This window comes from Catenuloplanes atrovinosus, from assembly GCF_031458235.1.
In the GTDB taxonomy this organism is placed as follows: Bacteria; Actinomycetota; Actinomycetes; order Mycobacteriales; family Micromonosporaceae; genus Catenuloplanes; species Catenuloplanes atrovinosus.
The window spans coordinates 5,964,962-5,977,838 of sequence record NZ_JAVDYB010000001.1 but is presented as its reverse complement, the minus strand read 5'-3'; the positions used below and the strand labels follow the sequence as shown (position 1 = coordinate 5,977,838).

Genomic DNA, 12,877 nt, shown 5'->3' with positions numbered 1-12,877 from the left:
TCAGCGCCGACCACGCTGGGACCGCGGCGTCGCTGGCGGCCCGGCATGAGCGCCCCGCCGGGGGTGGCGGCGAACGCCGTGGTGGACGCGGTGCTGGCGGATCTGGGCCGGGGTGCGCACCGGGGCGTGGTGGTGGACTCGCCGCCCGGTGCCGGGAAGTCCACGCTGGTGGTGAGGGCCGCGCAGGTGCTGGCCGCGGCCGGCGAGCAGCTGATCGTCATCGCGCAGACGAACGAGCAGGTCGACGACCTGATCGACCGGCTCGCCACGGCCGCGCCGGAGCTGCCGATCGGCCGGCTGTCCGCCGGTGACTACCGCGCGTCCGAGCGGGTCTCGCAGCACCGGTCCGTCACGGTCGGCGCCAAGATCGGCGACGTGAGCCAGGGCTCGGTGATCATCGCCACGGCCGCGAAGTGGGCCACGGTCGGCGACGGCTCCTGGGCGTGGGCGATCGTGGACGAGGCGTACCAGATGCGCTCCGACGCGCTGCTGCGGGTGGCGTCCCGGTTCTCCCGCGCGCTGTTCGTGGGCGACCCCGGCCAGCTCGATCCCTTCTCCACCGTGGAGTCGGCGCGCTGGACCGGCCTGACCTGGGACCCGATGCTCAGCGCGGTCTCCGTGCTGCTGCGCCACAACCCCGGCCTGCCCGTCCACCGGCTCCCGGTCTCCTGGCGGCTGCCGCCGTCCGCGGCCGAGGTGGTCGCGCCCGCGTTCTACCCGTTCACCGGCTTCCGCGCCGGCACCCGGCCGGAGGACCGCGCGCTGGTGCTGGACGCCGGGTCCGTCGGCGCTCCCGTTCCGGCCGTCGCCGGGCCTGATCCGGACGCGGTCGACGCCGCGGTGGCGCAGGCGGCCGCCACCGGCTGGGCGCTCTACGAGCTGCCGGCCCGCCACACGTTGCGTACCGACGGAGAGGCGGCCGCCGCCTGCGCCGCGCTCGCGCTGCGGGTGCTGTCGGCCGGCGCGGTCGCGGTCTCCGAGCGGTCCCGGGACGGCGCGCCGGTGGACGCGAGCCGGATCGCGATCGGCACCGCCCACCGCGACCAGGCCGCGGTCATCCGCAACCTGCTGCGCGGCACCCCCGGCGAGACGATCACGGTGGACACCGCCAACCGCCTCCAGGGCCGCGAGTACGACGTGACCGTGGTGCTGCACCCGCTCTCCGGCCGCCGCGACGCCACCGCGTTCCACCTCGAGTCCGGGCGCCTGTGCGTGCTCACGTCGCGTCACCGCCACGCCTGCATCGTGGTGGCCCGCGCCGGCATCCCGGACCTGCTGGACGCGCACCCGTCGACCGACCCGGTGCACCTGAACGTGCCGGTCAGGTTCCCGGACGGCTGGGAGGCGAACCACTCGATCCTGGCTCACCTGAGCGCGCACCGCGTCGTCGCTCCGCGTCAACGGGTATGACCGGCGTCACAGGCGGAGCGTACCGGGTCAAGTCGTGGTCGTGGATGTTTCTCAGGTCGGCGGACCAGGGAAAAGCCCGGAATGTCCGGGTTTAGGGGCACTCGGGTCGAAGCGTAAGCCCGGCCGGACCTGTAGCCTGCCATGGGGTCCGCGATCGGCCCCGCACACGACCCGGCCACAGACATCCAGGCACCGGCGGAGGAGGGGACGCGGGTGAGCGACGCACGCCCTGCCTTCCGGCGCGTGCCGGCGGACATGTTCGCCTTCACCACCACCGAGCGGGCCGACCTGCACACCGCGGTCATGCAGGTGTTCGGCGAGGCCGCGGAGCGACTGACCGCGGTGCTGACGTTCGATGAGGTCCTGGCCGGGCTGCCGGAGATCGGGTGGTACGAGCCGGTCTCCGACGAGTCACTGGAGTACACGCTCGGCGCGCTCCACAAGCACGGCCTGGTCGACCGCACGCAGAACCACGCCGCGCACTACGCCTCCGCCGCGGAGTACGAGCGCCGCAACCTGCACTACTCGCTGAGCCGCAAGGGCGAGGCCGCGTACCAGGGACTGCTGCACGCGCTCGACCTGCTGGACGACGCCGGCGCGCTGCCCGTCTCGGTGCTGGACGGGATCGCCGCCCGGCTCGGCGAGCTGGACGCGCTGCAGGCCGACGAGGGCGCGGACGACCGGCGCGTGCACGCCGCCCTGACCGAGCTGGAGGGCCACCTCGCGGCGCTGCGGTCCGGCGTGATCCGGTTCAACGGCCGGCTGCAGCGGCTGCTGCGCGACGAGGGCGCGGACCCGGCCACGTTCCAGGAGCTCAAGCAGGCGACGATCGCGTACCTGACCGACTTCGTGACCGACCTGGACGCGCGCCGGCTCACCATCGCCGAGGCGGTGGCCCGGGTGGAGGAGCGCGGCGTCGAGGCGCTGCACGCGCGGGCGCTGCGCGGCGCCGACCTGCCCGCGCTGCCCGGCCACGCCGACCCGGCCCCGCGCTTCCTGGAGCAGCGCGCCGCCCGCTGGGCCGGGCTGCGCGCCTGGTTCCGGCCCGCCGACGGCGGGCGGGCGCGGGTGGAGGAACTGGCCGACACGGCCCGCCGCGCGATCGTGGCGCTGATGCGCGCGCTGGAGCGGCTCAGCGAGAGCCGCCGCCGCGGGTCCAGCACCGCCGCGGACTTCCGCACGCTGGCCCGCTGGTTCTCCACCGCCGAGTCGGACGAGACCGCGCACGAGCTGTGGGCGGCCGCGACCGGGCTGTGGTCCGCGCGGCACACGCACCTGGCGCCGGACGACCCGACCGCGGTCGGGCCGAGCACGTCGTGGTTCGCCGCGCCCGGCGTGCACGTGTCGCCGCTGCTGCGCACGCACGGGCAGTCCGACCGCGCCTCGCGCACCGCCCGGGTGCGGGACACCACGGAGATCCGCGAGCAGCGCCGGCAGCGCGCGCTGCGCGAGCGGCTGGAGCTGGAGGAGGCGTGGTCGCGGCTGGCCACGCCCGGCCCGGTGCGGCTGTCCGCGTTCGCCCGGCTCGACCAGGGCAGCTTCTCCCGCCTGCTGGAGCTGCTGGCCCGCGCGCTGACCGTGCCGGCGCGCAAGGGCGAGCGGCGCGCCTCCACCGCGGACGGCCGGCTCGTGGTCGTGCTGCTCCCGCCGCCCGACCACCACCTGGCGTACCTGCGCACCGCGCGCGGCGTGCTGGTCGCCCCCGACTTCATCGTCTCGATCAGCGAGTCCCGCCCCGGCCAGGCCGCCCCGGTCCCGCTGCGCCCGGCCTTCCGGCGCGAGGCCACGGCATGAGCGAGCTTGCGAGCGAATCATTGGCTCAGCGCCGACCACGCTGGGATCGCGGTGTGCGCGCGGAGCCCGGCACATGTGAGCTTGCGAGCGAATCATTGGCTCAGCGCCGACCACGCTGGGATCGCAGTGTGCGCGCGGAGCCCGGCACATGCGAGCTTGCGAGCGAATCATTGGCTCAGCGCCGACCACAGGGGCGCCGCAGCACCGCCGGAAGACCGGCATGACCGACCTGCGGTCGGAGCTCGATCGGCAACGGGACCTCGAGCGGGCGCAGGCGATCCGGGCGCTGCTGGCCCGGCCGCTGCTCACCCGCGCCGTCGACCCGGACGATTTCTTCCTGGTGGCGCGGCACGCGGCCGAGCTGGTGCCGTGGTTCGCGGAGCACACCGGCTGGCGGCTGTCCGTGGAGGCGCGGCAGGGCTACGCGCGGCTGGCCAAGGTCTCCGCCCGGCCGGACGGCACCCGCCCGCCGCGCCGCCCGCGCGGCAACCGGGACCCGTTCGACCGCCGCCGGTACGCGCTGTTCTGCGTGCTCGCGGCCGAGCTGCTCACCGGGCAGGTCACCACGATCGGCATCCTGGCCGGCCGGCTGACCCAGGCCACCGCGGTCGAGCCGGCGATACCGACGTTCGACAGCGCCAGCCGCGAGGACCGGCGCGCCTACGTGGACGCGCTGATGATGCTGGAGCGGTTCGGCGTGCTCACCGCCACCGACGGCAGCACCGACGCCTACCTGGAGCACGCGGACGCGAAGGTGCTCTACCGGGTGGACGCGACCCGGCTGGCCCGGCTGCTCTCCGCGCCGCAGCCGCCGTCCCGGCTGCCCGGCCCGGACGTGTCCGCGCTGGTCCGCGAGGACCGGTACGACGACGACGCGGATCGGCTGCGGCACACGGTGATCCGCCGCCTGCTGGACGACCCGGTGGTCTACCTCGATGAGCTGGACGACGCGGAGCGGGCGTACGCGACGAGCGCCCCCGGCCGGCGCGCGATCCGGGCCGCGGTCGAGGAGGCGGGCCTGCAACTGGAGGAGCGCGCCGAGGGCATGCTCGCGATCGACCCGGACGCGCTCGCCACCGACGAGCGCTTCCCCGCGGAGAACAGCGTGGCCGCCCAGACCGCGCTGCTGCTGCTCGACTCGGTCCTGGCCGCGCACCCGGCGCCGGTGCCCACCGCCGTGCTGGCCGAGCAGATAGTGGCCCGGTTCGCGGAGCTGCCCGCGTGGGCGCGCACCTACCGCTCGGACGGCGGCGCGCAGCGGCTGCTGGCCGAGGCGCTGGCCGTGCTGGGCAGGTTCGCGCTCGTCACCGTGGACGGCGACGTGGCGAGGGCCCGCCCGGCCGCCGCCCGGTACGCCCCCGCACCGGCCTCCACCGCGAAGACCCCGAGACCCCGGAGAGCGCGATGACCCTGCTGACCCTGCCCCAGCAGCAGCCGTCGGACGACCCGTTCGCGGTCGCGGTCGCGCGGCAGCTGGCCGGCCAGCTGCGCTCGGACCGCTGGGCGCCGACCCGGGCCGGCGTGCTGAACGTGTGGCGCTACTTCGACGAGATCTTCACGTTCCATCACGGGCGGCTGCTGCTGCGCGGCCCGAACGGCACCGGCAAGTCCAAGGCGCTGGAGCTGCTGCTGCCGTTCCTGTTCGACGCGTCGCTGCGCCCGTCCCGGCTGTCCACGTTCGGCGGTTCCGAGCGCACCATGCACTGGAACCTGATGGGCGACGGCTACCCGCACACCACCCGGGTCGGCTACGTCTGGCTGGAGTTCGGCCGCACCGATCCGCAGGGCGCGGCCGAGTGGTTCACCTGCGGCGCCCGGCTGTCGGCGTCGTCGAACACCCGTACCGTCGACGCCACGTTCTTCACCACCAGCTCCCGGGTCGGCGTGCCGGGCGGGTTCTCGCTGGTCAAACCGGGAAACGTGCCGCTGACCAAGCCGGACCTGGCGGCCGCGCTGGAGGGGCACGGCACGGTGCACTCCGGGCCCGAGCCGTACCGGAAGGCGGTCCGCGAAGCGGTCTTCCGCGGCCTCTCCGACGCGCAGTACGAGGCTTTGATCGCCACCCTGCTGCAACTGCGCACGCCGAAGCTCTCCGAGCACCTCAACCCGGACGCGCTCTCCGAGGTGCTGTCCAAGGCGCTGCCGCCGCTCGACCCGGCCGGGCTCACCGAGATCGCCGAGGGCTTCGAGCGGCTGGACCGCAGCCGGGAGCGGCTGAGCGCGCTGGACGCGGAGGTCGACGCCGCCACCCGGCTGGCCGAGCGCCAGCAGCAGTACGCGCGGCGCGCGCTGCGCCGCGGCGCCGCCGACCTGATCCACGCGGACGCGGAGCTGGACGAGGTGGCCGGCGAGGCGGCCCGCCAGCGCGAGGCGCACGCCGCCGCCGTGGCGGAGCAGGCCGAGGTGACCGCGCGGCGCGAGGAACTGGAGCGCGACGTCGCGCTGACCGAGGAGGCGATCGGCGGGCTGCGGGACAGCGCGGCGTACCGCGAGGGTCAGCAGCTCGACCAGTTCCGCGCCGCGCTGCGCGAGGCGAAGCGCGCCGCGGAGGCGGCGGAGGCGGCCGACACGGCACGGCGCGACGACGCCACCGGTGACGCCGCGCGCGTCGAGACCCGCCGCGCGGAGCTGACCTCCGCGTCCGCCGCCGTGGAGCGGACCTGGCACGAGACCAGCGCGCTCGCCCACCGCGCGGGCCTGGCCGGCCTGGTGGAACCGCTGGCGGACGAGCCGATCGACCAGGCCCGGGCGCTGCTGCGCGGCGTGCTGCTCGGCCGCGAGGGCCAGGTCGAGGAGGTGCGCGCCGCGATCGCCGCGCACGCCCGGGCCAGCGCGGACCGGGAGCGGGCCGCCGCGCGCCGCGAGGCCCGCGCGGCCGACCGGGACGAGACGCAGGCGACGCTGACCAAGGCCCGCCAGGCGTACGAGGAGCGCGTCGCCGCGCACCGGGTGAGCATCGCCGCCTGGGCCTCCGCCTGCACCGTGCTCCCGGTCGCGCCGGTCGCGCCGGTGCTGGCCGACCTCGGCGCGGACGAGGTGGCGCTGGCCTCGCTGATCGGCGACGTGACCGCGGAGGTGCGCGAGCGGATCGCGGCCGACCACACCGCCGGCATGGCCGCGGACCGCGAGCTGCTGGCCAAGCGCACGCCGCTGTCCGCGGAGTACGCCGCGCTGACCCGCCGCCCGCCCGGTGAACCGGCCGCGCCGGCGCACCGCACCGCGTCCCGGGAGGCGAACCGCCCCGGCGCGCCGCTGTGGCGGGTGGTCACCTGGCACGAGGGTGTGCCGCCGGCCACCCAGGCCGCGGTGGAGGCCGCGCTCCAGGCCTCCGGCCTGCTGGACGCGTGGATCCGCCCGGACGGTTCGATCGGGATGGCCGCGGACGGCCACGACTCGTTCGTCGCCTCGATGGGCGCGGTGCCGGCGCCCGGCGACTCGCTGCTGTCCATCCTGGACGCGGCACCGCCGGAGCGCGGCGAGGCGGCGCCGGTCGCGCCCACCGTGGTCCGCCAGATCCTGAACGCGATCGGGTACGGCGAGACCGCGCCCCGGCACGGCGCGGGCGTCGGCGCGGACGGCAGCTGGCGGCTCGGTCTCGCGTACGGCAGCTGGGCCAAGCCGGAGGCCGAGTTCCTCGGCGTGGACGCGCGCGAGCGGGCCCGCCAGCGCCGCCTGGCCGAGCTGGGCGGCGAGCTGGCCACGCTGGACGCCGCCCGGGAGAAGGTCGCGGTCGCGATCGCCGGCCTGCGCACCGAGCGCGCCACGCTGGACGCGGAGGCGGCCGCCCGGCCGTCCCTGGCCGACGGCGCCCGCGCGCTGGAGGCGGTGCAGCGGGCCGAGCTGCGGCTGGCCGCCGTGCAGGACCAGCTCACCGGCGCGGAGTCGGACCTGGCCGCGGCGGAGGAGACGGCCCGCGCCACGCTGCGCGAGCTGACGCTGACCGGCTCCCGGCAGAGCCTGCCCACCACGGCCGGTGACCTGGAGCAGCTCGCGGACGCGCTGCGCGCGCTGCGCCAGGCCGGCGAGGGCTGGCTGGCCGAGCGCGCCCGGCGGGACTACGCGGCGGACCGGCTCGCGGACGCGGAGGAGGCGGCGGCCCGCTCCACCGCCGCGGCGGCCGAGGCCGAGGCCGCGCTGACCGCCGCCCGGGAGAAGGTCGACGCCGCGCAGACCCGGCTCGAGTCGGTGGCCGGCGCGGTCGGCACCGACTTCAGCGCGGTCCTGGACCAGGTGGACGTGCTCCGCGCCCGGGCCGAGGGCCTGCGGCGGGACGAGCGCGCGCTGCGCCCCCGCCACGACGAGCTGATCAGCCGGATCAGCGACCTGAACGCGCGCGCCGAGGCTGCGGAGCGCGCGCGGGACGCGGCCACCGCCGCCCGCGACGAGGCGGTCGGCCGGCTGGCCCGGCTGGCCGGACTGCTCGGCCCGGACGCGGGCCTGGAGACGCGGCTGACCGGGCTCGGCGCGGTCACCGCCACGCTGCAGGCCGCACGCGCGATCGCGGAGGAGTGCGGCCGGCTGCCGCACGGCCCGCGGCACCTGCGCCAGGACGAGAGCGCGCTGGCCGACGTGCTGCACACCATCCGCGAGTCGCTGACCGGCTACGCCGACCTGGCCATGGAGGCCGACGAGCAGTGCGACGTGCAGGTGGTCTCCGCCACCGTGGACGGTCTGCGGATCAGCCCCGGCCAACTGGCCGCGCGCGTCACCGCGGAGCGCGACGAGACCCGCGCCCGCCTGGGCGAGGAGGAACGCGCACTCTTCGACCACACGCTGATCGGCGACACGCGCCGGCACGTGGCCGAGCGAATCCGGCAGGCGACCGGCCTGGTCCGGCAGGTCAGCGCGCAGCTCGAGCAGGTGCGTACCGTCTCCGGCCTGGGCGTGCGGCTGGTCTGGGAGGTCAACCCGGAGCTGGGTCCCGGCCTCAAGCAGGCGCGCGACCTGCTGCTGGCCGACCCGTCCACGCTCTCCGACGACGAACGCACGGTGCTGCACGCGTTCTTCCGCGCCCGGATCGACGAGTTGCGCACCACCGGCGCCGCGACCGGCTGGGACCAGCAACTCAGCGAGGTGCTCGACTACCGCCGCTGGCACCGGTTCGTGGTGCAGATGCGCTCCGGCGGCGAGGACTGGGCGCCGGTGACGCGCAAGCAGCACGGCGCGAAGTCCGGCGGCGAGAAGGCGATCGTGCTGCACCTGCCGCTGTTCGCCGCCGCGGCCGCGCACTACCGGGCCGCACCCGAGGCGCCGCGGCTGATCCTGCTGGACGAGGTGTTCGTCGGCGTGGACCAGATGAACCGCGGCCAGCTGATGGAGGTGCTCACCGGCCTGGACCTGGACCTGATGCTCACCTCCGACCAGGAGTGGTGCACGTACGCGGAGGTCGACGGCATCGCCATCCACCAGCTGATCGCCGGCGACGCGGACGGCGACGAGGCGGTCACCACCGCGCGCTTCGTCTGGACCGGCCAGGACTTCCTCCCCGCCGACGAGCCCAGGACGCAATAGCGGCAACTTTGAGTGGGTAGGTTTGCCCGCATGGCGGTCTTGATCGACCTCGACACCCTGCACCACACCGTCGCCCCGGTGATCTTCGACGCGGCCTACACCGTCGCCGAGGACCTCGACGACCTGCGCCCCTACTCCGGCGGCGCGCTCGGCACCGTCGGCCAGGACACCCCGGCCCCACAGCGCGCCTGGGCCGGCTTCGTCGACGGCACCCTCACCGGCCGCTGCGAATGCGGCACCATCGCCACCGCCCCGGAGAACTTCTGCGTCCACCTGGTCGCCGTGGTCATCGCCGCCCTCAACGAGGCCTTCCCCTGGCCCCCCGCCGCCGACCTCCCCGACACGCTCGACGACACCCCCGACACCCCCACGCCCACGTCACCCACCGCTCCCGGCGCCGCCCCCCAACCCGAGTCCCCCGAGGCCGCCGTCCGCCGCCTCGCCGGCGTCGCCGCCACGCTGCCCCCGGTCACGCTCGCCCGCCTGATCGCCGAACACGCCGCCACCGACCCCCGCCTCGAATCCGCCCTTCTCGCCGCCGCCGGCCTGCCCACCTCCCGCCTGGCCAAGAACCCTTAGCCTTCACCCGCTCCCGGCGTGGCCGCGACCCGCATGCTCCCGCGGGCACCGCTCGGCCGTGGCCGGCCTCCCTGCCAGTCCCGCCGCTGCCCACTCAAACCCCACACCCACCCTCCACCTCCCACACCGCGCGGCGCTTCCCCGCTCGCGCCACGCCTCGCGCCTCGCGCCGGGTGTCGCCGCACCTCGCGCCGGGTGTCGCGCCTCGCGAGGGTTTCTCAGCTCGCACACGGGCTCCGGCGACTTTTCCGGCGCGGCGGGGAGCCGGCCCCTATGGGGGGCGCCGACCGCCCTGGGGTGCCGGCCACGCTCGGCGTGTGATCGGCCGGTCATTCATCCGCCGGTCACCAGCGGCCCCCAGGGGAAGGTATGTCGAATCGTGGCTCTGTACGCGAGTTTCGGCACCGGATGTCGCTCAGCTTCGGCCCCATCGAGATCTCGGCTCTTTCGATGTTCGCGAGTTTGGGCGCCACCCCAGCACGCGGCGAGATCACCACGGCATTCTGGTGCCGGCAGGGGACGCCGGTAATCCGGTTGCTGCGACCGGCATGCTTGACCTGTGTTCCTGCTGAAGGTGGCGCTGGCCCCGGCATTGGTCGTCGTGTCGTCGCTGGCGGGTAGGCGCTGGGGTCAGCAGGTGTCGGGCATGCTGGTGGCGTTGCCGATCGTGGCGGGCCCGATTCTGCTCATCACCTGCCTCGAACAGGGCGCCCGGTTCGGGTCACGAGCGGCGGGCGCTGCCCTGCTGGGCCTGGTGACGCTGGCGGTGTTCGCGCTGATGTTCGCGTGGCTGGCGCGGTTTCTCGGCTGGGCGCCGACCCTGCTGATCTCCTGGACCGGTTGCGTGCTCCTGGATCTCGCCCTGTCGGCGGTCCCGGTCGATCCGTGGTGGGGTCTGCCCGTGGTACTCGTCGTGGCGTGGCTCGTGGCCCGGCTCCTGCCCGCTCCGCCGTCCGACGACGGTGCCCCGGTCCGCTGGCCGTGGTGGGACCTGCCGGCCCGGGCCGCCGCGACCGCCGCACTCGTGGTGATCGTCACCGGGGCCGCCACCACCCTAGGTCCGGGGATGACCGGCGTCCTCGCGCCCTTCCCGATCGCCACGAGTGTCGTCGCCGCGTTCGCGCTGGCGCAACTCGGCCCGGCCGGTGCGGTGCGGGTGGTGCACGGCATCCCGCGCGGGCTCCTGGGGTTCTCGATCTTCTGCTTTCTGGTGGCCGTCCTGGTCGTACCGCTCGGCACCGGCTTCGCGTTCGTGACCGCGGTTGCCGCGACGCTCGCCGTCCAAACGGCGTGGCGAGCGGTCACCGCCCGCAGGGCGGTAATTCCAGGACGCGCACCGCAACGGTCCGACACCATACGACCATGACCGACCTCTGGTATGCGATGCCGGTGCTGTCCGGCCGGCTGGTGCGCCTGGAGCCGCTGGCGATCGAGCACGCACCCGGATACCTCGCGGCCACCGGCACCCCGACCCAGTCCGCCGAGATCTTCCGATGGCAGAGCCCGGCCGGCGGCGCGCTGGCGGCGCCCGCGACCGTCGACGACGCCGCCTCGCACATCACCACGGCCCTGACCGGCCGGGCACACGGCCGGCGATTCCCGTACGCGCAGATCGACGCCCGCACCGGCGAGTTCGCCGGCACGACCTCACTGACCGATGTCGACCCGGTGCAGCGGTCGGTGACGATCGGCTACACCTGGCTCGGGCAACGGTGGTGGGGCACCGGCGTCAACGCCGAGGCGAAACTGCTGCTGATGACGTACGCGTTCGACACGCTCGGCACCGTGCGGGTCGTGTGGGTCACCGACATCCGCAACAGCCGCGCCCAGGCGGCGATCGAACGCCTCGGCGCGGTCCGAGAGGGCGTGCTACGCAAACATCGCCGCCGCGCCGACGGCTCCTGGCGCGACACCGCCGTCTACTCACTGCTCGACGACGACTGGCCCACCGCGAAACAGACGCTGCAGGCCCGCATCACCCACCTGACCGACCGGTGACGATGTTTGACAGGACCCCGGCAGAACACACTCGATGCGGCATGAGCGGATGCTCGAAGCTTCACATGCGGGCTGTTCATCCGCTGACGATGATGACTTCCTCGCCTTCACCCTTGGGCACCTCGAAGCCGCTGAGGAAGCGCGTAAGGGTGGCCTCGTCGATGGGAAAAGCGGCGTTCGCGTCGAAGCGCAAACCGCGCTGGGCCAGGCGTCGGCGCAGGAGAGCGGGTGCGGCGTCAAGGTAGATCAGCCGCCACCGCGCACCAGACCCTTCGATAAGCTCCTTGCACTCTTCACGGCTACTGCGCTGCCAGAAGCTTGAGTCGACCACGACGTCGCGACCTTCGGCAATGAGGTCGAGGAGTCGTAGGCGCAGGTGAGCCTCAGCGATGGGCCCGTACTCCGGATAGGCAATCGGATCGTAGTCGATGCCATAGCGACCGAAGCGGGCCCAGATCTCCTCGTCGATGGACAAGCGCACGTAACCGTCAGCTTCGAGTCGTTGGGCGTAGGTCGTCTTCCCGGACCCTGCCACTCCGCACATCAGGACGACAACCGGCTGGCGTGAGTCGTCGCCGCTCACTTCCGTCATGGCGAGATCGTGGCACGAACGGTCATTCTCTTCCTGGCAACCGCCCGCTCATCGGCAGAGTCGCGTGTCGGCCAGCCGGCCGGCGATACGTAGCGTCACGACGGAGGCAGGTGTCGCGCTCGACCGGCGGCAGATCCGGATGCGGGACGTGGGTACGATCGTCCGTCACGTCATCCGGATGGACGCCGACCGGCGCTCCAAGGCCTGGCCCGCTTGTGACCGTGGTGACGGACAGCCCAACGCCTCCGAAAACCTGTCCACCCGCACGCCCGGCCGGCGGCTATGAGAGTGCGAAACACGATCTTCGCGCCGCAGGGATGCTGTCGGGACATCGGCAGTGACCTCCTCCGGCCGGGGCGTATGCCGGATCCACGGTGACCATCCCGGCACATCGGCGTTCTCCTCGTCGGCCGGTCCGGTACGCGGCCCGCCCGTGCGGACGAGACGGACCGGTGTCCTCAGGCCGGTGTCACCCGCTGCACGATCAGGGTGGTCGTCACGTCGCGCCCGCCGCACCCGGCGCCGTTGGTCACCTGACCGACGGCGGTGACCCGGCTTCCGTCCACCAGCCCGCCGGCCGCGGTGCCGGTCAGCTGCCACCACCGGGAGCCCACCCGCAGCAGAGTGCAATCCCCGGACCGGTCGACGACGCCGGTCAGCGTCCGCTCACCGTGCGGCAGACCGCCGGGCAGTTCCCCGGGCCCGGGCGGTGGCGGCGGACCGGCCCCGGTGGACGGCGGCGGAGCCGGCGCCCCGATCGCCGGCCCGCCCGGGGATCCGGAAGGCGGCGCGGCCGTTGGCTCGGCCCGGCTGGTATCCGCCGGTGACGCCGGGCTCGCGTCCGACGGCGGCGCACCGGACGGCGTGCCCGTCGAGGGCGGGGAGGCGGGCGTCGAACCGCAGCCGGCCGCCAGGCCCAGGACGGCCGCTACGATAGTGATCACCAGGGGCCGCGTGGCGTTCGGTGTACCCATGCCGGATTGGACGCCGTCC

General features: G+C 74.7%; 9 protein-coding genes. 7 read left to right on the top strand and 2 right to left on the bottom strand.

Features of this window, described 5'->3' with window-relative positions:
- Positions 1–45 precede the first annotated feature (45 nt).
- The 7 genes from J2S41_RS26420 to J2S41_RS26390 all read left to right on the top strand — a co-directional run bounded on the left by J2S41_RS26420 (position 46) and on the right by J2S41_RS26390 (position 11,292).
- Positions 46–1,410: an AAA family ATPase gene (locus J2S41_RS26420; RefSeq protein WP_310371501.1), complete on the top strand. Its 1,365-nt coding sequence runs from the start codon at positions 46–48 to the stop codon at positions 1,408–1,410.
- Positions 1,411–1,623: 213 nt separating this feature from the next.
- The gene (locus tag J2S41_RS26415) at positions 1,624–3,204 is read left to right on the top strand and encodes a TIGR02677 family protein (RefSeq protein WP_310371499.1); all 1,581 of its coding nucleotides are present in this window, start codon (positions 1,624–1,626) and stop codon (positions 3,202–3,204) included.
- Between the two features lie 220 nt (positions 3,205–3,424).
- Positions 3,425–4,612 carry a TIGR02678 family protein gene (locus J2S41_RS26410; RefSeq protein ID WP_310371497.1) on the top strand — a complete coding sequence of 396 codons (1,188 nt, stop codon included), beginning with the start codon at positions 3,425–3,427 and terminating at the stop codon, positions 4,610–4,612.
- Complete coding sequence (locus tag J2S41_RS26405) at positions 4,609–8,715, top strand: TIGR02680 family protein (RefSeq protein ID WP_310371495.1); 4,107 nt, start codon at positions 4,609–4,611, stop codon at positions 8,713–8,715. The genes J2S41_RS26410 and J2S41_RS26405 overlap by 4 nt, the downstream gene beginning before the upstream one ends.
- A gap of 30 nt (positions 8,716–8,745) precedes the next feature.
- Positions 8,746–9,294, top strand: a complete 549-nt coding sequence (locus J2S41_RS26400) for a hypothetical protein (RefSeq protein WP_310371493.1) — start codon at positions 8,746–8,748, stop codon at positions 9,292–9,294.
- Positions 9,295–9,853: 559 nt separating this feature from the next.
- Complete coding sequence (locus tag J2S41_RS26395) at positions 9,854–10,660, top strand: hypothetical protein (RefSeq protein ID WP_310371491.1); 807 nt, start codon at positions 9,854–9,856, stop codon at positions 10,658–10,660.
- Positions 10,657–11,292: a GNAT family N-acetyltransferase gene (locus tag J2S41_RS26390; RefSeq protein ID WP_310371489.1), complete on the top strand. Its 636-nt coding sequence runs from the start codon at positions 10,657–10,659 to the stop codon at positions 11,290–11,292. Before J2S41_RS26395 ends, J2S41_RS26390 begins: the two co-directional genes overlap by 4 nt.
- A gap of 76 nt (positions 11,293–11,368) precedes the next feature.
- On the opposite strand, the gene J2S41_RS26385 is transcribed toward J2S41_RS26390, so the two are convergent.
- A complete protein-coding gene (locus tag J2S41_RS26385; protein ID WP_310371487.1) occupies positions 11,369–11,884 on the bottom strand; it encodes a P-loop nucleotide/nucleoside kinase family protein in 516 nt (171 codons plus the stop codon).
- Positions 11,885–12,342: 458 nt separating this feature from the next.
- On the bottom strand, positions 12,343–12,828 hold the full coding sequence (locus J2S41_RS26380) for a hypothetical protein (RefSeq protein ID WP_310371485.1): 486 nt from the start codon (positions 12,826–12,828) through the stop codon (positions 12,343–12,345).
- Positions 12,829–12,877: the final 49 nt, after the last annotated feature.